At 74.4% G+C, this 20142-nt stretch carries 24 protein-coding genes; 10 read left to right on the forward strand and 14 right to left on the reverse strand.

Going from position 1 to position 20142, the window contains the following annotated elements:
- From ADY59_RS51815 to ADY59_RS34530, 3 genes are all read left to right on the forward strand, one after another.
- Positions 1 to 510: hypothetical protein (locus ADY59_RS51815; RefSeq protein ID WP_049571383.1), on the forward strand; the 510-nt coding region annotated here is incomplete at its 5' end.
- Positions 507 to 1058: a hypothetical protein gene (locus tag ADY59_RS50535; RefSeq protein ID WP_049571385.1), complete on the forward strand. Its 552-nt coding sequence runs from the start codon at positions 507 to 509 to the stop codon at positions 1056 to 1058. The genes ADY59_RS51815 and ADY59_RS50535, both read left to right, overlap by 4 nt.
- 119 nt (positions 1059 to 1177) lie before the next feature.
- The gene (locus tag ADY59_RS34530; protein WP_049571388.1) at positions 1178 to 1846 is read left to right on the forward strand and encodes a class I SAM-dependent methyltransferase; all 669 of its coding nucleotides are present in this window, start codon (positions 1178 to 1180) and stop codon (positions 1844 to 1846) included.
- Here ADY59_RS34530 and ADY59_RS34535 read toward each other — a convergent pair.
- Both ADY59_RS34535 and ADY59_RS34540 read right to left on the reverse strand, forming a co-directional pair.
- Entirely contained in the window at positions 1813 to 3018 is a 1206-nt protein-coding gene (locus tag ADY59_RS34535) for a Cmx/CmrA family chloramphenicol efflux MFS transporter (RefSeq protein WP_049571392.1), read from the reverse strand. The genes ADY59_RS34530 and ADY59_RS34535 overlap by 34 nt on opposite strands.
- A 54-nt stretch (positions 3019 to 3072) precedes the next feature.
- Positions 3073 to 3645 (reverse strand): TetR/AcrR family transcriptional regulator, encoded by a 573-nt coding sequence (locus tag ADY59_RS34540; protein WP_049571394.1) that lies wholly within the window; start codon positions 3643 to 3645, stop codon positions 3073 to 3075.
- Between the two features lie 112 nt (positions 3646 to 3757).
- Between ADY59_RS34540 and ADY59_RS34545 the strand changes: the two genes are divergently transcribed.
- Genes ADY59_RS34545 through ADY59_RS34565 form a run of 5 tightly spaced genes read left to right on the forward strand, consistent with a single transcriptional unit; the run spans position 3758 to position 8022 of the window.
- Positions 3758 to 4660 (forward strand): ATP-binding cassette domain-containing protein, encoded by a 903-nt coding sequence (locus ADY59_RS34545; protein WP_049571397.1) that lies wholly within the window; start codon positions 3758 to 3760, stop codon positions 4658 to 4660.
- Positions 4657 to 5439, forward strand: coding sequence for an ABC transporter permease (locus ADY59_RS34550; RefSeq protein ID WP_063780877.1), 783 nt, complete (start codon positions 4657 to 4659; stop codon positions 5437 to 5439). The genes ADY59_RS34545 and ADY59_RS34550 overlap by 4 nt, the downstream gene beginning before the upstream one ends.
- Before the next feature lie 11 nt (positions 5440 to 5450).
- Positions 5451 to 6566, forward strand: a complete 1116-nt coding sequence (locus ADY59_RS34555) for a sensor histidine kinase (RefSeq protein WP_049571402.1) — start codon at positions 5451 to 5453, stop codon at positions 6564 to 6566.
- Entirely contained in the window at positions 6557 to 7201 is a 645-nt protein-coding gene (locus tag ADY59_RS34560; protein ID WP_049571406.1) for a response regulator transcription factor, read from the forward strand. The genes ADY59_RS34555 and ADY59_RS34560 overlap by 10 nt, the downstream gene beginning before the upstream one ends.
- A gap of 14 nt (positions 7202 to 7215) precedes the next feature.
- Positions 7216 to 8022, forward strand: a complete 807-nt coding sequence (locus tag ADY59_RS34565; RefSeq protein ID WP_231619033.1) for a pentapeptide repeat-containing protein — start codon at positions 7216 to 7218, stop codon at positions 8020 to 8022.
- Here ADY59_RS34565 and ADY59_RS34570 read toward each other — a convergent pair.
- The 3 genes from ADY59_RS34570 to ADY59_RS34580 all read right to left on the reverse strand — a co-directional run bounded on the left by ADY59_RS34570 (position 7936) and on the right by ADY59_RS34580 (position 10964).
- A complete protein-coding gene (locus ADY59_RS34570; RefSeq protein ID WP_049571446.1) occupies positions 7936 to 8622 on the reverse strand; it encodes a TetR/AcrR family transcriptional regulator in 687 nt (228 codons plus the stop codon). The two genes, ADY59_RS34565 and ADY59_RS34570, sit on opposite strands and share 87 nt — an antisense overlap.
- Positions 8619 to 10142: an FAD-dependent monooxygenase gene (locus tag ADY59_RS34575; protein WP_049571411.1), complete on the reverse strand. Its 1524-nt coding sequence runs from the start codon at positions 10140 to 10142 to the stop codon at positions 8619 to 8621. Before ADY59_RS34575 ends, ADY59_RS34570 begins: the two co-directional genes overlap by 4 nt.
- 78 nt (positions 10143 to 10220) lie before the next feature.
- On the reverse strand, positions 10221 to 10964 hold the full coding sequence (locus ADY59_RS34580) for a helix-turn-helix domain-containing protein (protein ID WP_063780878.1): 744 nt from the start codon (positions 10962 to 10964) through the stop codon (positions 10221 to 10223).
- Between the two features lie 63 nt (positions 10965 to 11027).
- On the opposite strand from ADY59_RS34580, the gene ADY59_RS34585 reads away from it, so the two are divergent.
- Complete coding sequence (locus ADY59_RS34585) at positions 11028 to 11615, forward strand: TIGR03086 family metal-binding protein (protein ID WP_082310627.1); 588 nt, start codon at positions 11028 to 11030, stop codon at positions 11613 to 11615.
- 75 nt (positions 11616 to 11690) lie between these two features.
- Here ADY59_RS34585 and ADY59_RS34590 read toward each other — a convergent pair whose 3' ends face one another.
- From ADY59_RS34590 to ADY59_RS34615, 7 genes are all read right to left on the reverse strand, one after another.
- Positions 11691 to 12227: an NUDIX hydrolase family protein gene (locus ADY59_RS34590; RefSeq protein WP_049571414.1), complete on the reverse strand. Its 537-nt coding sequence runs from the start codon at positions 12225 to 12227 to the stop codon at positions 11691 to 11693.
- Positions 12228 to 12287: 60 nt separating this feature from the next.
- Complete coding sequence (locus tag ADY59_RS34595; RefSeq protein WP_197093996.1) at positions 12288 to 12707, reverse strand: DUF5360 family protein; 420 nt, start codon at positions 12705 to 12707, stop codon at positions 12288 to 12290.
- Positions 12694 to 13332 (reverse strand): TetR/AcrR family transcriptional regulator, encoded by a 639-nt coding sequence (locus ADY59_RS34600; protein WP_049571418.1) that lies wholly within the window; start codon positions 13330 to 13332, stop codon positions 12694 to 12696. The genes ADY59_RS34595 and ADY59_RS34600 overlap by 14 nt, the downstream gene beginning before the upstream one ends.
- Positions 13333 to 13349: 17 nt before the next feature.
- A complete protein-coding gene (locus ADY59_RS53775; RefSeq protein ID WP_331459551.1) occupies positions 13350 to 14336 on the reverse strand; it encodes a prolyl oligopeptidase family serine peptidase in 987 nt (328 codons plus the stop codon).
- A 68-nt stretch (positions 14337 to 14404) separates the two neighbouring features.
- Complete coding sequence (locus ADY59_RS53780) at positions 14405 to 15160, reverse strand: DPP IV N-terminal domain-containing protein (protein WP_331459550.1); 756 nt, start codon at positions 15158 to 15160, stop codon at positions 14405 to 14407.
- Between the two features lie 188 nt (positions 15161 to 15348).
- On the reverse strand, positions 15349 to 16722 hold the full coding sequence (locus tag ADY59_RS34610) for a PepSY-associated TM helix domain-containing protein (RefSeq protein WP_049571421.1): 1374 nt from the start codon (positions 16720 to 16722) through the stop codon (positions 15349 to 15351).
- Between the two features lie 134 nt (positions 16723 to 16856).
- Entirely contained in the window at positions 16857 to 17426 is a 570-nt protein-coding gene (locus ADY59_RS34615; RefSeq protein WP_156325911.1) for a hypothetical protein, read from the reverse strand.
- A 224-nt stretch (positions 17427 to 17650) separates the two neighbouring features.
- On the opposite strand from ADY59_RS34615, the gene ADY59_RS34620 reads away from it, so the two are divergent.
- The gene (locus tag ADY59_RS34620) at positions 17651 to 18943 is read left to right on the forward strand and encodes an ArsB/NhaD family transporter (RefSeq protein WP_049571426.1); all 1293 of its coding nucleotides are present in this window, start codon (positions 17651 to 17653) and stop codon (positions 18941 to 18943) included.
- On the opposite strand, the gene ADY59_RS34625 is transcribed toward ADY59_RS34620, so the two are convergent.
- Together ADY59_RS34625 and ADY59_RS34630 are read right to left on the reverse strand one after the other, a co-directional pair.
- Positions 18936 to 19454, reverse strand: coding sequence for a GNAT family N-acetyltransferase (locus ADY59_RS34625; RefSeq protein WP_049571430.1), 519 nt, complete (start codon positions 19452 to 19454; stop codon positions 18936 to 18938). The two genes, ADY59_RS34620 and ADY59_RS34625, sit on opposite strands and share 8 nt — an antisense overlap.
- A gap of 9 nt (positions 19455 to 19463) precedes the next feature.
- Entirely contained in the window at positions 19464 to 20021 is a 558-nt protein-coding gene (locus tag ADY59_RS34630; RefSeq protein WP_049571433.1) for a helix-turn-helix domain-containing protein, read from the reverse strand.
- Positions 20022 to 20142 lie beyond the last annotated feature (121 nt).

The raw sequence follows: 20142 nt of genomic DNA on the forward strand, positions 1-20142 counted from the left end.
GTCCAGGTGGGGGTGACGGAGATGCTGGCCGCGCGGGGCATCAGGGCGGTCGCGGCGGTCGGCCACGGCGTCGGCGAGCTCACCGCCGCCTGGGCCACGGGTGAGCTGCCCCTGCCCGAGGCGGCCCGCCGCGCGGCCGAGCCGCCCTCGGCAGCGGCCGCGGGGCCGGAGGGGGCGGCAGGCGAGGGACGGGCGCCCGCGCTGGCCGGGGTGGAGCTGCTCGCGCACGTCGGGCCGCCGCCGATGCCCGTGACGCTCATCAGGCACAGCGGCTCACCGGCGATCGTGCCCACCATGGACCCCGGCCGCGACGGCGTCGAGGTCGTCGACAGGGCGGTGGACGAGCTGGTCGTCGCGGGCGCCGACACCGACTGGTCGGCCTACTTCACGAGGCCCGGCCGGGTCGTCACGCTGCCCGCCTACCCCTGGCAGCGCGATTGCGGCCTGCCGGCCCGCCGGATGCTACACAATGTATCCGGACCAGCACTGTACGTCGGGGGAGTCTCGTGAAGGTCACGCCGATCGCCGGAGCCGCCGCGCTGCTCGCCGTCCTCAGCACCGCGCCGGCGGGCGCGACGATCGAGAGCACGGCCGCCGCTGCGGCAGCGCCGCGGGCGGGCGTGCTCACGTGTGCCGTCGGCACGCCGCCCGGCAGCCCGATCGTCTTCACGCCGCCCGTCGGGCTGGTGCCAGGGAAGGTCGCGGCGCGGGGAGCGCTCTGGCTGAGCGGCTGCCGCGGCACGCCCGCCAGGCTCAGGTCGGGGTGGGCGTCGCTGCGCGCCGCCGGGCAGGCGTCGTGCGCCGCCGTCCGCGGGATGCGCGGCCGAGCCACCGTCACCTGGTACGACGCGACGGGCCGGCCGGTGGGCAGCTCCCGCCTGCGCATCGGGAACGACGAGCTGGGCACCGCGGGCGCGCTGCTGACCGGCACGGTGACGGGCGGCCTGCTCGACGGCCGGCGCTCACGTGGCGGGATCGCGCCGGAGGGCGGGGTGCTGGGATGCGCGATGGGAGGCCTCGGGGCGATGCCCGGCACGGGACGCATCGAGTTCGGCTGACGGACCGCGCCGCCGGGGTCCGCTCGCCGGCGGCGGAGATCATGCAGGATTGAGGTCGAGTGAACGCCGGGCGGGCTCAACGGCCCCCACGAGATGTCCCTGCGCGCGGAAGGGGCCGCATGGCACCCGTGAAGGAAATCACCGACCTCCTGCACCGGACCTTCTTCAGGTCGCTGTCCCTGCTCTCCTCGCGGGGGCAGGGCGCCGTGCTGCGCCGCTACTTCGACTGGTGGCACCGCCGCCCGGACCCGTGGCACATGGGCACCGACGCCTACGAGCAGGCCAAGTACGCCGCCACGCTCGCCCAGCTGCCCGGCCTGCCGTACCGGCGGATCCTGGAGGTGGGCTGCAGCGAGGGCGTGTTCACCGAGCAGCTCGTCACCGCCTACCCGGAGGCGCACGTCACGGGCCTGGACATCTCCGAGCGGGCGCTGGCGCGGGCGGCGGAGCGGGTGGCGAAGGCGGCCGGCCGGACGTTGCTGCTGCCGGCCGACATCCTCCTGTTCTCCTCCGAGCACCGCTACGACCTGGTGTTCTGCTCGGAAACCCTCTACTACCTGGGCCGCCGGGACCGGCTGCGCCAGGCGAGCGCCCGGCTGACCGGGCTGCTGGCGCCCGGCGGCGTCCTGGTGCTGGTGCATCCATGGCCGGAAGCGAGGCGGCTGCACCGGTTCATCGACTCCGGGCGGGCCGTGACACGGGTGAGCGAGCTGGTGGAACGGGAGGCCCACCGCCCGTTCGCGGTGTCGGTCTATCAGGCCCCGTCGGCGCCCGCCCCCACCGGCTGACCGGCCGTGACACCGGCCGGGGCGCGGCGGTGCAGCGACGCGGCGAGGGCCACCGTGCCCAGGGCGAGCACGCCGAGCGCCGCGCCGATCCAGCCCAGCGGCGCGTAGCCGTGGCCGGCGGCGATCAGCAGGCCGCCCAGCCAGGGCCCGGCGGTGATGCCGACGTTGAACGCCGACACGTTGACCGAGGCCGCCAGCGTGGGGGCGTCGTGGGCGACGGCGAACACGCGGGTGTTCAGCGCCGGGTTGGTGGCGAAGCCGAACGCCCCCAGCAGGAACACCAGCGGCACCACCAGCCACGCCACCCCGGCCGTCAGCGCCAGCGCCCCCGAGATCACCACCAGCCCGGCCAGCCCGGCGTACAGGGTGGTGAAGGGGCGCGCGTCGGCGGTGCGCCCGCCGACGGTGATGCCGATCAGCGAGCCCGCGCCGTACAGCGCCAGCACGGCCGGGACCCACCCGGGCGCGAGTCCCGTCGTGCCGGTGAGCATCGCGCTCAGGTAGCTGAACGTGACCAGCAGGGCGGCCGTGGCCAGCGCGGTCGTGCCGAGGGCCAGCCACAGCCTCGGGCCGGCCAGGGCCCGCAGCTCGCGCCGCAGCGACGGGCCGGGCCCGTCGCCCGCCGCCACGCCGCCCGGCACGGTGGCCAGGACGCCGATCGCGGCCAGCGCGGACAGGGCCGCCACCACCCAGAAGGCGGCCCGCCAGCCGAGGCTCTGCCCCACGAGGGTGCCCGCCGGGAGCCCGAGGGTGGTGGCGACCGTGAGGCCGCCCGCCACGATCCCCATCGCCCTGCCGCGCGCGGCGGGGCCGGCCAGGCCGATGGCGGTGACCGCCGCCACCGCCCAGAACCCGGCGTACACGAACGCGCCCACCACCCGCGTCACGAGCAGCGTCCCGTAGTCGGGCGTCAGCGCTCCCACGACGTGCGACACGGCGAACACCGCCATGAACGCCAGCAGGGCGGTCCGGCGCGGCCAGCGCAGCGTCACCACGGCCAGCACCGGCGCGCCCACCAGCATCCCGATCGCGAACGCGGAGATCAGCAACCCGGCGTCGGGCACGGACACGCCCAGGTCGGCGGCCATCTCGGGCAGCAGCCCGGCCAGCATCAGCTCCGACGTGCCCTGGGCGAAGATCGCCAGCCCCAGGACATAGACGGCCAGCGGCATCGTCCATCATCCCATCTTTTAGATCGTTCAGTACAAAACAAGGGCACGAAACGCTCAGAACGCGTCGAGCGCCGTGGCCGCGATCGCCTCAAGCGCCGCCCGGTCGCCGCCCGCGCGCGCCACCACCCGCATGCCGCTGACCGTGGCCACCACGAACTGCGCCAGCGCCGCCGGATCCTTGACCGGCCCCAGCTCGCCGCGTGCCTTGGCCAGCCCGATGGCCGCCCGCAACGCCTCCAGCCGCCGCTCCTGGTCACGCCGCAGCAGCTCGGCGATCTCCGGGTCGCGGGGCGCCAGCTCGACCATGCTGTTGACGACCAGGCAGCCGGGCGGCTCGCCGGGCACGCCCTCGGCGACCGCCCGCAGCAGGACGCGGACCTTCTCCCGGATCGGCAGGTCGCGCTCCAGCAGCTCGAACAGCTCCGCGTTCTTCTGTCCCATGTAACGGCGCAGCGCCCGCGTGAACAGCTCCCGCTTGCCGGTGAAGGCGTTGTAGACGCTGCTGCGCCCCAGCCCGGTGGCCTCGCACAGGTCCTGCGTGGAGGTGGCCTCGTAGCCCGACTCCCAGAACGCGCGCATGGCGCCCTCCAGGGCCCGGTCCTCCTCGAACGTCCTCGGTCGTGCCATACGCCGACCGTAGCACGTTTTGGAATGATCAGTGCAATACGGGAATCCTCCATACGGGTCGGCGGATCGCCCCCATGGCCCGCGCCGCCCCGCCTGCCTACCGTGGGGAAACGTGATCCGACTCGACCATCTCACCAAGCGGTACGGCGACCGCGCCGCCGTGGACGACCTGACGCTGGAGCTGAAGCCCGGCGCCGTCACCGGCTTCCTCGGCCCGAACGGCGCCGGCAAGTCCACCACGATGCGCATGATCCTCGGCCTCGACCGCCCGTCCTCGGGCCGCGCGCTCATCGGCGGCAGGCCGTACCACGAGCTGGAGCACCCGCTGCGCACGGTCGGCGCGCTGCTGGACGCCCGCGCCGTGCACCCCGGGCGCAGCGGGCGCGCGCACCTGCTGGCGATGGCGCGCGGCGGCGGCATCCCCCGGGCCCGCGTGGCGCGGGTGCTGGAGATGGCCGGGCTCGGCGAGGCGGCCGGGAAGCGGGCGGGCACGCTGTCGCTCGGCATGAGCCAGCGGCTCGGCATCGCGGGCGCGCTGCTCGGCGACCCCGAGGTGCTGATGTTCGACGAGCCCGTCAACGGGCTCGACCCGGACGGGGTGCGCTGGGTGCGCCGCCTGATGCGGTCACTGGCGGCCGAAGGGCGCACGGTGTTCGTCTCCAGCCACCTGATGAGCGAGATGCAGCTCACCGCCGACCATCTGGTGGTGATCGGCAAGGGCCGGCTGATCGCCGACGCGCCGCTGGCGCAGGTGCTGGCCACCCCGTCCGTGCTCGTACGGACGCCGCACGCCGGCGATCTTGCGGACCTGCTGACGTCCCCGGGCGTGAGCGTGACGCGGCGCGGCGAGAACGAGCTCGTCGTCACCGGCGCGACGCTGGAGCGGATCGGCGACCTGGCTCATGACGCGGGCGTCCGGCTGCACGAGCTGAGCCCGCGCGAGGCGTCGCTGGAGCAGGCCTACCAGGAACTGACCGCCGGCAGCGTGGAGTACGGCGCGGAGGGGGCACGATGAGGAACGCGATGGCGGCCGAGTGGGTCAAGCTGTGGTCGGTCCGCTCGACCTGGCTGTGCCTGGCCGGAGCGGTGATCGTCACCGTGCTCGGCGGGCTGACGCTCGGCGGCGCGCAGGCGACCGAGGCGCTGCGCGAGGGCGTCGCCGGGGCGCGGGTGGTGGTGACGGACCCGGTGATCTCGGCGACGGCGTTCGCCCAGTACGCGGTGATCACGCTGGCGATGCTGCTGGTCACCTCCGAGTACGCCTCGGGCTCCATCCGGGGCACGCTGCAGGTGGTGCCGATCAGGGGACGGGTGCTGGCGGCGAAGGCGCTGGTGGTGGCGCCGGTGATGTTCGCCGCCGGGGTGCTGTCGGGCGGTGTGGCGGCGCTGGTCACCCATCTGGTGCTGTCGTCGGACACGTTCGGCGGGCTGGCGGCGTTCCCGCCGGGCGAGGCGGTGGCCGACCTGCTGCGGCTGGGCGTGTTCTGCGCGCTGACCGGGGTGCTGACCGTGGGGGTGAGCGTCGCCGTGCGCGGCTCGGCCGGGGCGCTGACGGCGATGTTCCTGCTGACGATGGGACTGCCGCTCATGCTGGCCATGACGGGCAGCCAGGTGGCGCTGGACGTGTCGATGCGGCTGCCGACGTTCGCCGGGCTGGCGTTCATGGAGAGCACCGAGAACATGACCGGCGGCCCGATCCCGTACCCGGCACTCGAAGGGCTGGCCTGGCTGACCGGCTGGACGGCGCTGGCCCTGGTGGCCGGCCAGGTCGTGCTGCGCCGGCGCGACGCCTAGACTGCCCAGCCGTGATCCTACGCAGACTCGCCGGGGTGCTCACGGGAGTGGTGACCGGAGGTGTCGAACTGCTCCTGCTCGTGCTGGCCTGGCCGCTCGCCGGGTGGTGGGCGCCCCGGCTCGTGGCGCTCGAACGCACCCGGCTGCGGGTGCTGCTCGGCCAGGACAGCGACCCCGGCACGGCGGGCACCGGCTATCTCGCGCTGCGCGCGTGCGTGGGCGTTCTGGGCGGGTACGTCGCGGTGGCGGTGCTCTTCGTCGGCCTGCTCTTCACCGGCGGGGCGTGCTGGACGATGCTGGCCGGCGACTCCTCCCCGGTGGCGCTGGAGTTCCCCGGCGTCCGGCTGACGACCGAGAGCTGGGCCATCGGGCTCACCTGCGGAATCTTCCTGCTGGCCGTGGGCACGCTCTGCTGCCAGGCCGTCATCGCGGCCGAGCGGCGCCTGGCCCGTCGCTTTCTCGGCCCCGGCCCCCAGGAACGCATGCGACGGCGCATCGCCGAACTCACCGCCACCCGCTCCGGCATCGTCCGCGCCGTCGACGACGAGCGCCGCCGCATCGAGCGCGACCTGCACGACGGCGTTCAGCAGCGCGGCGTGGCGCTGGCCATGCTCCTCGGCCGTGCCCGCCACGCCTCCGGCGACACCCCCGGGCCCGCCGCCGACCTGGTCGGGCAGGCCTACACCGAGTCGCGGCAACTGCTGGACGAACTGCGCAGCGTCGCCTGGCGCATCTACCCGACCGCGCTCGACGAGCTGGGCCTGCGGGCCGCGCTGGACGGCGTCGCCGAACGCGCCGGCGTGCCCGTCACCGTCCACCACGGGCTCGCCGGGCGGCTCGCCCCGGAGGTGGAGACCGCCCTGTACTTCGTGGCCCGCGAGGCGATCACCAACGCGGTCAAGCACGCCGGCGCCCATGACATCCTGGTCGTGCTGAGCGAGGACGAGCGGACGGTGCGCGTGGAGATCTCCGACGACGGCGCGGGCGGCGCCGACCCGTCCGGAGGCGGCCTGTCCGGCCTGGCCCGCCGCGTGCTGGCGCTCGACGGCGCGTTCGAGGTGACCGGCGGCCCCGGCGGCGGCACCCGGGTGCGCGCCACGCTCCCCAAGGAGCCGCCGTGCGACTGATCCTGGCCGACGATGCCGTGCTGCTCCGCGAGGGCCTGGCGAGCCTGCTGCGCGACGCCGGACACGAGGTCGTCGCCTCCGTCGGCGACGCCCCCGCCCTGGTCGAGGCGGTGGCCGAGCACCGGCCCGACGTCGCCGTGGTCGACGTGCGGATGCCGCCCACCCACACCGACGACGGCCTGCGCGCCGCGCTGCGCATCCGCGAGAGCTGGCCCGCCGTCGGGGTGCTCGTGCTGTCGCAGTACGTCGACAAGACGTACGCCGCCACGCTGCTGGCCGGGGCCGCCGGCGGGCTCGGCTACCTGCTGAAGGACCGGGTGTCGGAGGTCGCCGAGTTCCTGGAGTCGCTGGAACGTGTGCGCGCCGGCGGCACCGTCATCGACCCCGAGGTGGTGCGCCAGCTCCTGGCCCGCACCACGCACGTCGACCCGCTGCGCACCCTCACCGAACGCGAGTCGCAGGTGCTCCGCCACCTGGCGCAGGGCTACGCCAACGCGGCGATCGCCACCGCCCTGCACGTATCATTGAGCACGGTCGAGAAGCACATCAACGCCATCTTCGACAAGCTGGATCTGCCCGCCACCCCCGCCTACAGCCGCAGGGTGCTGGCGATCCTGCGCTACCTGGACGGCTGACACGAGGGGGACCATTGCCCGGCACTCTGCGGGGAGACTGCGCGAGCTGCTTCGGGCTGTGCTGCGTGGCGCTGCCCTTCTCCGCCTCCGCCGACTTCGCCGCCGACAAGCCCGCCGGGCAGCCGTGCGGCAACCTGCGGGCCGACTTCGGGTGCGGCATCCACGAGCGGCTGCGGGAGTCCGGCTACCCCGGGTGCGTGGTCTACGACTGCTTCGGCGCCGGGCAGCAGGTGTCGCAGGTCACCTACCGGGGGCTCGACTGGCGGCGGGAGCCGGGCAGCGCGCGTGAGATGTTCGCGGTGTTCCCGGTCATGCGGCAGTTGCACGAGCTGCTCGCCTACCTCACCGAGGCGATCGAGCTGCCCGCCGCCCGGCCGATCCGCGCCGACCTGCGCCGCGCGCTCGACGCGACCGAGCGCCTCACCCTGCTCGACCCCGCCGCGCTCCTCGACCTCGACGTCGCCGTCCGGCGGGCCGAGGTCAACGTGCTGCTGCTGCGGGCCAGCGAGCTCGCCAGGAAGGGCGCCGGGCGGCGCAAGGAGCACCGGGGCGCCGACCTGATCGGCGCCAACCTGAAGGGCGCCGACCTGCGCGGGGCCAACCTGCGCGGCGCCTACCTCATCGGGGCCGCGCTCAAGGGCGCCGACCTCAGGTCCGCCGACCTCATCGGCGCCGACCTGCGCGGGGCCGACCTCGCCGGCGCCGCCCTGACCGGCGCCCTGTTCGTCACCCAGTCACAGCTCAACGCCGCCACCGGCGACGCCGCCACCCGCCTCCCGGCCGCGCTCTCCCGCCCCGCCCACTGGACCGCCCGGCAGTGAGAACCCGGCCTGCACCAGCAGGGCGCGCAGATAGGCGCTGATCTCGGCCGGGCCGAGCGGGCTGGGGGAGAGCAGCAGTTTGTAGATCACCGCGCCCTCCATCATGTCGGCGAGCACGTCCGGGTCGGCCGCCGGGCTGAGGTGGCCGTCGCGCTGCGCCCGCCGCATCACCTCACGCGCCCGCTCCCGGCGCGGCAGCACGTGATGCCTCCGGTAGGCCTCCAGCAGCGCGGGATGGCCGGCCCCGGCCGCCAGCAGCTGCGCCGACAGGGCCCGGAACCGCGGCTCGGCCAGCACCTCGCCCCACCGGGGGAGCAGCCGCTCGATCACCTCCGGCAGCGTGCCCTCCACCGCCTCCGCCACGTTGGGCAGGTCGTCGCGGGCCGTCTCGATGGCCTGGGCGAGCAGCTCGTCCTTGGTGCGCCAGCGGCGGTAGACCGTCACCTTCGTCACGCCCGCCCGCCGGGCGATCGCCTCGATGCTGGTCCGGTCGACGCCGCGCTCGGCCAGCAGGGCGATGGCGGCGCGCAGGATGGCGCCGTCGGCCTCCGGGTCGCGCGGGCGCCCGGGGCCGTCGCGGCGCGGCTCGGTCCTGGTCATCGCCCGCACCGTAGCGCATCGGTGAGCCACTGGCGCAATCCGGCCGCGTCCCGGCCCCGCCAGCCCAGATGCCCGTCCGGGCGTACGAGCGTCGCGTACGGGGATCCGGTCCCGTGGAGCAGGACGACGCGGTCGCCGAGCAGGTCGCGGGCCGTGGCGGCGAGCCGGTCGGCGGGGCCGCCCGGAGGGGCGATCAGCGCCCAGCCGGCGCCGAGCGTCGCGTGCAGGCGCGCCGGGGCGCCGTCGGCCAGCCTGTACGGCCCGTCCGGGACGGGGTCGCCGGCGCGCGGCCCCCGGCGGGGCAGGCGGCGCCCGTCGCCGAGCGGCCCCTTGCGGTAGGTGACGCCGAGCTGTGACGCCGTCCTGGTCGCCTGGCGCTGCACGGCAGGCAGGTTGAGCAGCGGGATGAACGCCCGGTCGCGCACCAGCCTGCCCAGGCCGCCCTCGGCGGTCAGGACGCGGGTGTTGGCCGTCGTGTTACGCAGCACCTCGGTGGCCAGGGGGCGGCGTTCGGCCGTGTAGGTGTCGAGCAGCTCCGGCGCGGCCCGTCCCGCGACGACCAGGGCGAGCTTCCAGGCCAGGTTCTCGGCGTCGCCGACGCCGGTGTTCATGCCCTGGCCGCCGATCGGGCTGTGCACGTGGGCGGCGTCCCCCGCCAGCAGGATCCGGCCGGCGCGGTAGCCGGCGGCCAGCCTGCGCTGGATGCGGAAGACCGAGGTCCAGACGGCGTCCACGATCTCCACGCCGGTGTCGCCGCTCCGCTCGGGGACGATGCGCCGGAACCGCTCGACGATCTCCTCCTCGCCGAGCCGGTCACCGGAGCGGTCCGCCGGGACGTCGGCCATCAGCCGCCACAGGCGCTCGCCGGGGCGCATCGGGATCGCCAGCAGGATCCCGTCCCGGTGGAACCAGCCGGCGGACGCCGACCGGTCGCGGTCCCAGCGGGCGTGCACGTCGGCGAGCAGGAACCGCTCCACCACGGGCACGCCGGGGAAGGCGATCCCGGCGGCGTCGCGGACCGTGCTGCGGGCGCCGTCGCAGCCCGCCAGCCAGCCGGCGCGCAGCCGCGTCCCGTCGGCGAAGCGCACGGTCACGCCGTCGCGATCCTGCCCGGCTGCCTGCAGGCGGGTGCCCCAGCCGACCTTGACGCCGAGTTCGCCCAGCCGCCGGCGCAGGCTCTCCTCCACGAGGGCCTGGGACACGAACAGCGCCTGCGTCGACCGGCCGCCCTCGGCGGGCGCGAACCGCATGGTCGCCACCCGGCGCCCGCCCGCGTGCATCGCCATGCCCAGCGGGGCGAGTGCCCGCCCGGGCAGGTCGCCGAGCGCGCCGAGCCGGTCGAGCACCTCGACGCCGCGCGCGTGCAGGATGTTGGCGCGCGAGGTGGACGCCGGCTCCGGCTTCCCGTCGACGACCCGCACGGCCACACCTTGTGACGCCAGGCCGCACGCCAGCGCCAGCCCGGTCGGCCCGGCTCCCACGACGAGGACGTCCGCTGATTCGTATACGGATACGTTCACGAATACAAATTAGCACGCCTGTCGGCCCGCGCACCCGGGCCCGGGAGCAGGGATCAGCCGGGAGTCTCCGGCGAAGATCTAGAAGCGCCGGGCGTACCAGGTGGGTGATTCGCCGAAGAGTTTGCGGAAGTCGCGGGTGAAGTGGGCCTGGTCGGCGTAGCCCAGGTCGGCGGCGAGCGCGGCCCAGTCGGGCGGCGTGCCCCCGGCCATGCGGTCGGTCGCCTCGCGCAGGCGGTAGCGGCGGATGACCCGCTTGGGGCCGAGGCCGACGTGCTCGGCGAACAGCCGCTGCAGGTCGCGCACGCCCAGGCCGGTCGCCCGGGCCAGCGCGTCCACCCGGGTGATCCCGGGCGTGGCGGCGACCAGGGCGACGATCTCGGCCGCCCGGGCCGCCCGGTGATCGGGCGCGGGCAGGTGCGCCCGCAGGAACGCCTCGACCGATGCGACGCCGGCCGGGTCGGGCGGCGGCCCGGAAAACACCTCGGCGGCGTCGAGCCGCCGGTCGGTGATCGTCGAGACCGGCGCGCCCAGGAACGGCCGGAACGCCCCCGGCCGGAACGCCACGCCGAACACCGACCCCCGGCCCTCCAGCACCCTGACCTGGTGCCCGGTGGCCGGCCCCTGCAGCGTGGCGGCGCCGTCCACGAACGTCAGGTGGACACTCGGATACGGCACGATCAACTGCCGGTACGGCTCCGCGTAGTCCCAGGTGACGACCCAGTAGCTCTCGACGTACGGGGCCAGGTCGGGGGCCGGGGCGGGGAACCCGTGACGCTGGAACCTCGCCCAGGCGCCGTTGAGCTCGCGTGTGTCCCTGGCCATGCCGAGGAGCTTATGTCGTGTTTGTTCAAGACGTCGGCGCCGGGGGATGGTTGGCTGGACGCCATGTCTGACCTGCACTTCATCGCCCAGGCGGCCGCCGGTGTGCCGGAGATCGTCCGCCGGGTCGAGCCCGCGGACCTCGGCGCGCCGACGCCGTGCGCCGAGTACGACGTCCGCAAGCTGATCAACCACCTGCTGTTCTGGGGGCCGTCGCTGGAGGGCGCCGCGCGCAAGGCGAGCGTCCCGCCGCCCGCCGCGTCCGAGGGCGAGGTGGACCTGACCGCCGGCGACTGGCCCGCCGCCCTCGCTGCGCAGATCGAACGGCTGGTCGCGGCCTGGAGCGAGCCGGCCGCCTGGGAAGGGACGACGTTCATGGGCGGCGCGACGGAGCTGCCCGCCTCGATGGTGGGCGGCATGGTCGCGGGCGAGCTGGTCGTGCACGGCTGGGACCTGGCCCGCGCCACCGGGCAGCACCCCGAATGGGACGACGACCTGCTCGAACGCCTGGCCGGCGAGGTGGCGAAGAGCGCCGAGCAGGGCCGCCGGATGGGCGTCTACGGCCCGGAGGTGCCGGTGCCGGACGACGCCCCGCCGCTCGACCGTGTCCTGGCGCTCACCGGGCGCGACCCCTCGTGGAAGCCGGGCGCATGATCAGGCCGCGTTCCGGTGAGCTCCGGCGCGTGATCGGGCCGCGTTCCCGGTGAGCTCCGCGGGGGCCGGCGGGCGTCAGGGCAGGCGGCCCATGTGGGCGAGCGCCTGCTTGAGCAGGGTGCCCTGGCCGCCCGTCATCTCCTGCTGCACGACCGGGGAGGCGGCCTCGTCCGGCGTGAACCACTCCAGGTCGAGCGCGTCCTGCCGGGGACGGCAGTCGCCCCGCACCGGGACGATGTAGGCCATGGACACGGCGTGCTGGCGCGGGTCGTGGTACGGCGTGACGCCGGGCGTCGGGAAGTATTCGGCCACCATGAAGGGCTGCGGAGAGACGGGCAGGCTCGGCAGCGCCACCGGGCCCAGGTCCTTCTCCAGGTGGCGCAGCAGCGCGTCACGGATGCGCTCGTGGTAGAGGACGCGGCCGGACACCAGGGCCCGGCTCACCGCCCCGTCGGAGGCGATGCGCAGGAGCAGCCCGACGCGGGTCACGGAGCCGGTGTCGTCGACCCGCACCGGCACCGCGTCGACGTAGAGGATCGGCAAGCGCCCCCGGACCGACTCCAGCTCCTCGGGAGCGAGCCAACCGGGCACGGTCTCGGTTATTTCGGTCACTCGTTGATCGTACTTGCCGCCGGACCGTCATCCTCGCAGGGGCGTCGCCCAATCAGAGATCTACTTTGTAAAGGCGCCCGCCCGGACGAGTGCCAGGATGGCCGGGACCGGGAACAGCAGCAGATAGAGATTGGGCGCCCACCAGGCGGGCGAGAAGTCGCCGCGCAGCGTCCAGAACGCGATGGCCATGAGCCCCGAGGCCATGGTCAGGACGAGCGAGACGAGCATGAGCGGCGGCCCGCTGCGGTCGCGGCGGCGCAGCAACCACAGGCTCGCCAGGCCGGTGGCGCTGGCCAGGAGGTCGATCCAGAGGAACGACCAGTTCCAGTCGGCCATGAGCGGGTCGGCGTAGTCGGCGAACGCCCATTCGGGCGGGATGAGCGCGAGGCCGACGACGAGGAAGTACGCGACGAACCCGACGTCGGTGACGAGCATGAGGGTCTTGGTGACGCGGATCCGGGGCCGGTCAAGTACATGCACGGTCGATCAGCTCCATGAGGTGGTCGCGGGTGCGTTCGTGCAGGCCGGGCCCGGGTTCGGAGAGGCCGAAGAGGCGGGCGGCCCACCAGCCGTCGACGGCGAGCCGTACGGCGGTCGCGGCGGCGGGGTCGATGCCGTCGCCGGTGAGGCGGGCCTGCCAGGCGGCGTAGCGCTCGCGCAGCGGGGCGAGGCCGGCGGGGTCCACGAGCACGCCGGCGAGCAGCGCGGCCGTCATCCGGTCGGCGGGGGCGGTGGTGTCCCGCGCGGGGACGGTATCGGGAGCGGTATCGGGAGCGGTATCGGGAGCGGTATCGGGAGCGGTATCGGGAGCGGTATCGGGAGCGGTGTCGGGGGCGGTGTCGGGGATGGTGGCGGCGACGTAGGCGCGCAGGAAGTCGCCGGGGCGGTCGCCGGCTTCGTTCAGGGCCTGGTCGAAGGCGGCGGTGAGGCGTTCGACCAGGCCGGCGACGAGAGCCTGTTTGGTGGGGAAGTGGTAGAAGAGGCCGCCTTTGGACACGCCGGCGCGCTGGGCGACGGCCTCCAGGGTGAGGGACTCGGCTCCCTGGGACAGGAGCACGTCGGCTGCCGCGTCGAGCAGCCGTTCGCGTGAGCTTGGTCGTGGCACGCGCCAAACTATACCGGTCAGCCGGTACAGTTAAGCGCGCTCTCCAGGAAGGCGAGCTGGTGCTTGAGCAGACCCTCCAGGGCGGTGGGCCGGTGGCCGCCGGGCAGCGGCAGCACCTGGTGCGGGCGGCCGGCCTCCAGCAGCGCGGCCGACATGCGCAGCGTGTGCGCGGGCACCACGTTGTCGTCACCCAGCCCGTGCACGAGCAGCAGCGGGCGGCGGAGCAGGGCGGCGTCGCCGATGGGGGAGGAACGGTCGTAGGCGGCCGGGTCGTCATCGGGATGGCCAAGGAAGCGCTCGCGCCAGTGGGTGTCGTAGAGCCGCTGGTCGCTGGGGGCCGCGCCGGAGACGGCGGCGTGGAAGATCTCCGGCAGGCGGAGCACGGCGGCGGCGGCCAGGGTACCGCCGAAGCTCCAGCCCCGGATGGCGACGCGGTCCAGGTCGAGGTCCGGGCAGTGCGCGGCGGCGGCGCGCAGCGCGGTGACCTGGTCCCGCAGCGGTGCGGTGAGGCTGTCGCCGTGGACGGTCTTCTCCCAGGCCGGGCCGCGTCCGGGGGTGCCCCGGCCGTCGGCGACGACGACGGCGTACCCGGCTTCGGCGAACCATTGCGCCTCGCACATCCACCAGCTCCTGGCCCGGGTGACGAGCTGCATGGCGGGTCCGGCGTACGGGGCCATGAGCACGGGCAGCCGGCTCTCGCCGGGGCGATGCCAGGACGGCAGGAGGAGAGCGGTGCGGATGTCGTCGGGGCCGGCGCGCAGCCAGGTGACGCGCGGGGTGACGACGGGACGGGCGCCGTGGGTGGTGACGCGGATGGCGGGTCTTCCGTCGCGGCTCAGCCTGAAGGTGTGCCCGGTCTCGGTGTGGGAGGCGAGGAGCAGCGTGCCGGCGGCGCGCAGGCCGGTGTGGATGCCGGGTTCGTCGCTCAGGCGTACGGCGCCGTGGGCGGGGTCGTAGGACCACAGGTGGGTTTCGGTGGGTTCGTCGCTGGCGGTGAACAACACGGAGTCCCCGGCGACGGACAGGACTTCGCGGACCTGGAGGCCGGGCGGGGTGACGGGGCGGTCACCGGCTAGCAGGTGGCGGGTGCCGGTGGTCTCGGTGACGTGGACGAGGGCGCCCGCGGCGGTGCGGGCCGGGGTGCCGGGGACGAGATGGACCCAGGCGGGGTCGCGCTGCTCGTGTCGGCGCGGGCGGCGAGGAGCCGGGTCCCGTCGGGGGCCCACCAGTGGCCGCGCGTGCGGTGCATCGACTCGGCCGCGACGTGTTCGGCCAGCCCCCAGGTGACGTGCGGGCCGCCGGGGGTGGCCAGCGCCCGGTCGCCGCCGTCGAGCCCGGTGACGTGCAGGGCGCCGCCGGTGACGTACGCGACCCGTGCCCCGGTGGGGTCGACGCGCGGGTCGGTCACGGGACCGGCGGCCGGGACGGGGCGTGGGGCCGGGCGTGCGGCGGGGTCCACGGGGATGCCGACCGGGATGCCGACCGGGATGTCGACGGCCCACAGGTGGCCGTCCACGGCGAAGACAGCCGTGCGCAGGGCGGCGTCGGTGGAGTAGGCGACGATGCCGGTGGCGCTCTCGCGGGCGCGTTCGCGCCGGATCAGCTCCGCCTCGGGGACCTCGCCGGGGCGGGTGAGGTCCTCGGGGGCGGCCAGGAGGTGTTCGCCGGCGTCGTCGAGGAGCCACAGGCAGCTGGCCGGGTCCTCGCCGCCGCGCGTGCGCAGGAACAGGACGCGGCGGCCGTCGGGGGAGAGGGTGAACGCCCGGGGGAGTCCGAGGGTGAAGCGGGCGGTGCCGGCGAGCTGCTGGGGGAAACGTTCGGTGTCCATGAACGACACCTTGCCCGGCATATCGGGAGACTCGCGGTCGGCGCGGAGTGGTCACGCTGCCGCAGATGTGAGGAAATTCTAGCAGCCGTAGCACGGGCCGCAGCCTTCCAGCACGGCCGCCGAGTGCCGCCTCCCGTGGCGGTCCGAGCCACGGGAGGAGCTCTCGAACCTCCGTCCGAGCTTGGTGATCAGAGGCTGCGGGAACGCAGGCCGAGCAGGACGTCGACGGCCAGGAAGGCGAGCAGGGACAGGCCCATCAGGGGCAGCAGCCAGCCGACGACGGCGATGAGGAGGACCAGGGGCACGAGCACCGCCCAGTGCACCCGGCGCCAGCCGCCGCGCGGATACGGCGAACCGAAACCGCGGGTGGGCCGGCGCTGCCACCACATCCGGTACCCGAGCACGATGAGCGTGATCACTGCGGTGGCCAGCAGCATCAGCACGATCTGGTTGGCCAGGCCGAACAGCAGGCCCATGTGCCCGTCGATGCCCCATTGGGTGAGCTTGGCGGCGAGATTGTAGTCGGCGAAGCGCAGTTCGGCGGTGACCTGACCGGAGGCGGCGTCGACGGCGACCTGATCGAGGCGCTGCGGGACGGTCTTGTCGATCTCCTTGACGACGTAGGGCGCACCCGTCTCGGCGGGCCACACGATCTCCAGCGGACCGGACAGGCCCTTGCCCGCCGCGGCGTGGGCGACCTGGTCGACGCCCACGGCCGCGGGGCCGTGCTGGTGGGCGCCCGCACCGGCATGGGCGGCGTGGTCGCCGGAGGAGGTGGTGATCGTCGGTGTGGTCCAGCCGAGCGCGGAGCGTACCTCACCGACGTTCTCGCCGGCGTACTTCGACCAGGTCAGGCCGGTGGCCGACAGGAAGGTCAGGCCCAGCAGCGCCCACACGCCGATCGAGCCGTGCCAGGACAGGCGCCGGCGAGCCGCGGGCAACGACCGGTCGGGGGCGAGCAGGCCGCGCAGGCGGCGGGTGCGGCGCCTGGCGATCCACAGGGTCAGGCCGCCCAGGGCGACGACCCACAGCCAGCTGGCCGCCAGCTCGCTGTAGAGCCGGCCCGGCTCACCCAGGTGCAGGTGGCGGTGCAGGTTGGAGATCCAGGCGCGTACCGGGAGCGCGCCCGAGCCGCCGTAGCTGTCCAGCGTGCCACGCACCTGGGCGGTGTATGGGTCGACGAAGACGGCGAGCTGGGTGCTTTCCGGCAGGCCGGGCACGTCCATCAGGACACGGGTGCTCGCGTCCGCGCCGTCCGGGGTGCGGACCGCGGTGACCTTCCCGTCAGGACGCGCGGTCCGCGCGGCGGCGATCTGCTGGGTGAGCGGCAGGCGTTGCTGGCCGACGGGGACGGTCAGCTCGTGGCGGTGCACGATCTGCTCGATCTGGAAGGAAGCGGCATACAGCAGGCCGGTGCAGGCGGCGACGAGCAGGAAGGGGGCGATGAGGATGCCGGCGTAGAAATGCAGGCGCCGGATCAGCGGCTTGAGGGCCGTCCAGGCTGACGCACGGCCGGGGGACGGCTCGGGCGCGGCGGTGGGGCGTGTGTCGGTAGAGGTCATCGGGTCTCCGTTACGGCGCGCACAACGACAGGTGCGCGCCGGCCACAAGATGAGGTGGTCGGCCGCGTATCGGCGGCGGGGAACGGGGTGGCGGCGTCGGCCTGCCACGACCGTGGAGCGGGCTACGGCCCGGATCAGAGAACGGAGGCGAACGGAGGCGGCCCGCGGCGACCCGGGCCGGAGGCGAGCAGCGGCCGCCTCGGCCGACGGGGCCGGCGATCCGCACGGGGGCGGCGCGGCTGGCGGGTGATGACCGGCCGGACGGTGAGCAGGAGCAGCAGGCCGGTCCAGAGCGTGCTCAGCGACGCGACGGCCAGGTGCGCGATCGTGGCCAGGGCGGTCTCGCCGCGCTCCAGCCACCAGGACGACAGCAGAGCCACGGCCGCGTGAACCAGGAACATGCCCATCCCGCTGCCGTCATGGGCATGGGCGGGCGGAACCGGCGCCGCTTCGGCTCCGACGGTGAACAGGCGGTGCATGCCGTACTCGGCGGCGAAGCTCGCGGCCAGCAGGACGCCCACGCCGCGCTGGCGGCCCCCGATGGCGTACGCCCCGGCCCAGGTCAGCGTCAGGGCGAGCGCCAGGACGCCGGGCCGTACGGCGGCGCCACCGACGAGCACGTGCACGGCGGCCGACACCAGCACGCAGGCCACGGCGAACGCCGTGGCCCGTAAGGCGCGCAGGAAGGGCAGACCGACATGCACCCGCACATCGTTACATGAGCGCCCGCTGCCGCCACCCGGAATCAATCTCGTCGTGCTGCTCGGAACGCCATGCCGCAGGCAGCCGCCCCGCCGCCCGTGAACCTTTCACCCCCGGGCGCCGACCGGCGGGCCGGAGACCGTCGGCCGCACCCCTCGCCGGGCATGGCCGTGGCCCTTGGTACTTTCGAGCACGTCGTGGCGGTGGGACGAAGGGTGAGCGCCGGGTGGACGTGCTGGCGTGGGTGAGCGTGGCGGTGTTCCTGGCCGCCTACGCGTTGATCGCTTCGGAGAAGGTGCACCGGGTGGCGGCGGCGCTGGGTGGCGCGGGGATCATGCTGCTGATCCATGCGACGGGCGCGGAGGCGGCGTTCTTCTCGGAGCATCCCGGGGTGGACTGGAATGTGATCTTCCTGCTGCTCGGCATGATGATCATCGTGGGGGTGCTGAAGGAGACGGGGGTCTTCGAGTTCCTGGCGGTGTGGGCGGCGAAGCGGGCGCGGGGGCGGCCGTTCCGGCTGATGGTGCTGCTGGTGGTGATCACGGCGGGGGCGTCGGCGTTGCTCGACAACGTGACGACGGTGTTGCTGATCGCGCCGGTGACGTTCCTGGTGTGTGAGCGGCTGGCGGTGTCGGCGGTGCCGTTCCTGATCGCCGAGGCGATGGCCTCCAACATCGGCGGCGCGGCGACCCTCGTCGGTGATCCGCCGAACATCATCATCGCCAGCCGGGGCGGCCTCAGTTTCAACGACTTCCTGGTCCACATGGCGCCGATGGTGATCGTGCTGGTCGCGGTCTTCATCGGCCTGTGCTGGCTGATGTTCGGCCGGGGCCTGCGCTACGACCCCGGACGCGCCGCCGCCGTCATGGCCCTGAACGAGAAGGAGGCCATCGCCGACCGGCGGCTGCTGTGGCAGTCGCTCACCGTGCTCGGGGCGGTGATGGCCGCCTTCGTGCTGCACCCGGTGCTGCACTACGAGCCGTCCGTGGTCGCGCTGCTGGGCGCCGGCATCCTGGTGGCGGCGACCAAGGTGACCACCGAGCAGGCCATCGCCGAAGTGGAGTGGCCGACGCTGGTGTTCTTCGCCGGACTGTTCGTCATGGTCGGCGCGCTGGTCGAGACCGGCGTCATCGGGCAGCTCTCCGAGGCGGCGGTCGCGGCCACCGGCGGGGAGGTGGTCACCGCCACGATGGGGTTGCTCGGCGGCTCGGCCGTGCTGTCGGCGATCGTGGACAACATCCCGTACGTGGCCACGATGGCTCCGATCGTCGAGCGGCTGGTGGAGGCCACCGGTGGCGACGGGCCCGGTCAGGTGTTGTGGTGGGCGCTGGCCTTCGGCGCCGACCTGGGCGGCAACGCCACCGCCGTGGGCGCCGCCGCCAACGTCGTCGTCCTGGGCATCGCCGCCCGCAACGGCACCCCGATCAGCTTCTGGCAGTTCACCAAGTACGGCCTCATCGTCACGCCGGTGACGGTCGCGCTGGTCGCGCCGTACCTGTGGCTGCGCTACCTCATGTGAGGAGCTTGTAGAAGAAGCCGCAGTCCTGCAGCGAGCCGTCGGGGTCGGCGGCGTAGCCGGGGACGACGCCGAAGCGGGTCCAGCCCTCCGACAGGTAGAGGCTCTCGGCCGCGCTGCCGCTGCGCGTGTCGAGGACCAGCAGCGTGACCCCGGCCGCGAGGGCGGCCCGTTCGAGGGTGGCGAGCAGGGCGCGGGCCAGGCCCCGGCCGCGGGCGTCGCGGTGCACGAGCAGCTTGACGACCTCGGCCCGGTGCCGGGAGTTGGCCTTGCCCGGCAGGGACAGCCCGGCGGTGGCGACGATGCCGCCCGCGTCGCGCGCCGCCCACACGAGCAGGCTGCCGCCGGCCACCGCCGCCTCCTGCTCCCGCCACCAGCGGGCTGCCGGCTCCCGGCCGAACGGCGCCACGAACCCGAGCGAGGCCCCGTCGTCGACGGCGTCGGCCAGCACCTCGGCCAGCTCCTTGACCCCGGCCGCGAAGGCGCCGGGGGACAGGCGTTCGATGGTGTGCACGGCAGCTCCCTAGGGCAGGACGACGAGTAGCGCGTAACGGACGGGGCCGGGGCCGGGACAGTGGAAGCGGGAGCGGCCCCAGAGGCGGAAGCGCAGGCAGTCGCCCGCCTCCAGCCGGTGCTCCTGCCCGCCGGCGGTGATCTCCACGGCGCCCTCCAGCACCCAGATGTGCTGCTCCAGGCCGGGCACCGGCGGGCCGTCGTAGGCGATGTCGGCGCCGGGCCGCAGCGTGCCCTCGACGACCTCGCCGCGCAGCCCGGGATGCGGCGGCGACACCGACCTGCGGGCGAACCCGGACGCCTCGTCGCGCCACACCGTCTGCGCGGCGGCCCGGACGACCTGGGGCGGCTCGGCCTCGACCTCGGCCAGCAGCCGCGACATCGTCCGTTCGTAGACCGCGCACAGCTTGCCGAGCAGGGCGGCCGTCGGGCTGATCTCGGCGCGCTCCAGCCGTGACAGCGTCGAGCGGCTGATCTCGGCGCGCGCCGCCAGCTCCTCCAGCGACCAGCCGCGCTCGGCCCGCAGCTCCGCCAGCCGCACGGCCAGCCTCTCCTCCAGCTCTCCCATATGAGGGAGAATATCCCATATGTGGGATTTCGTGGCCCGAAATCGTGTTGACACCCGGACGGCCGCTGCTGGAGTATCCCCGTGTCCGGCCCGGACCCGCTCAGCCGACGGGTCCACCCCA

Origin of the sequence: Nonomuraea sp. SBT364, assembly GCF_001083785.1 — a bacterium.
Classification (GTDB): domain Bacteria; phylum Actinomycetota; class Actinomycetes; order Streptosporangiales; family Streptosporangiaceae; genus Nonomuraea.

What these genes read in the sequence shown, in the direction of transcription:
- ADY59_RS34530 (WP_049571388.1), top strand. Translation starts at nt 1,178, where the DNA reads ATGGCACCCGTGAAGGAAATCACCGACCTCCTGCACCGGACCTTCTTC.
- ADY59_RS34535 (WP_049571392.1), bottom strand. Translation starts at nt 3,018, where the DNA reads ATGCCGCTGGCCGTCTATGTCCTGGGGCTGGCGATCTTCGCCCAGGGC.
- ADY59_RS34540 (WP_049571394.1), bottom strand. Translation starts at nt 3,645, where the DNA reads ATGGCACGACCGAGGACGTTCGAGGAGGACCGGGCCCTGGAGGGCGCC.
- ADY59_RS34550 (WP_063780877.1), top strand. Translation starts at nt 4,657, where the DNA reads ATGAGGAACGCGATGGCGGCCGAGTGGGTCAAGCTGTGGTCGGTCCGC.
- ADY59_RS34570 (WP_049571446.1), bottom strand. Translation starts at nt 8,622, where the DNA reads ATGACCAGGACCGAGCCGCGCCGCGACGGCCCCGGGCGCCCGCGCGAC.
- ADY59_RS34580 (WP_063780878.1), bottom strand. Translation starts at nt 10,964, where the DNA reads ATGGCCAGGGACACACGCGAGCTCAACGGCGCCTGGGCGAGGTTCCAG.
- ADY59_RS34585 (WP_082310627.1), top strand. Translation starts at nt 11,028, where the DNA reads ATGTCTGACCTGCACTTCATCGCCCAGGCGGCCGCCGGTGTGCCGGAG.
- ADY59_RS53780 (WP_331459550.1), bottom strand. Translation starts at nt 15,160, where the DNA reads ATGGACACCGAACGTTTCCCCCAGCAGCTCGCCGGCACCGCCCGCTTC.
- ADY59_RS34610 (WP_049571421.1), bottom strand. Translation starts at nt 16,722, where the DNA reads ATGACCTCTACCGACACACGCCCCACCGCCGCGCCCGAGCCGTCCCCC.
- ADY59_RS34630 (WP_049571433.1), bottom strand. Translation starts at nt 20,021, where the DNA reads ATGGGAGAGCTGGAGGAGAGGCTGGCCGTGCGGCTGGCGGAGCTGCGG.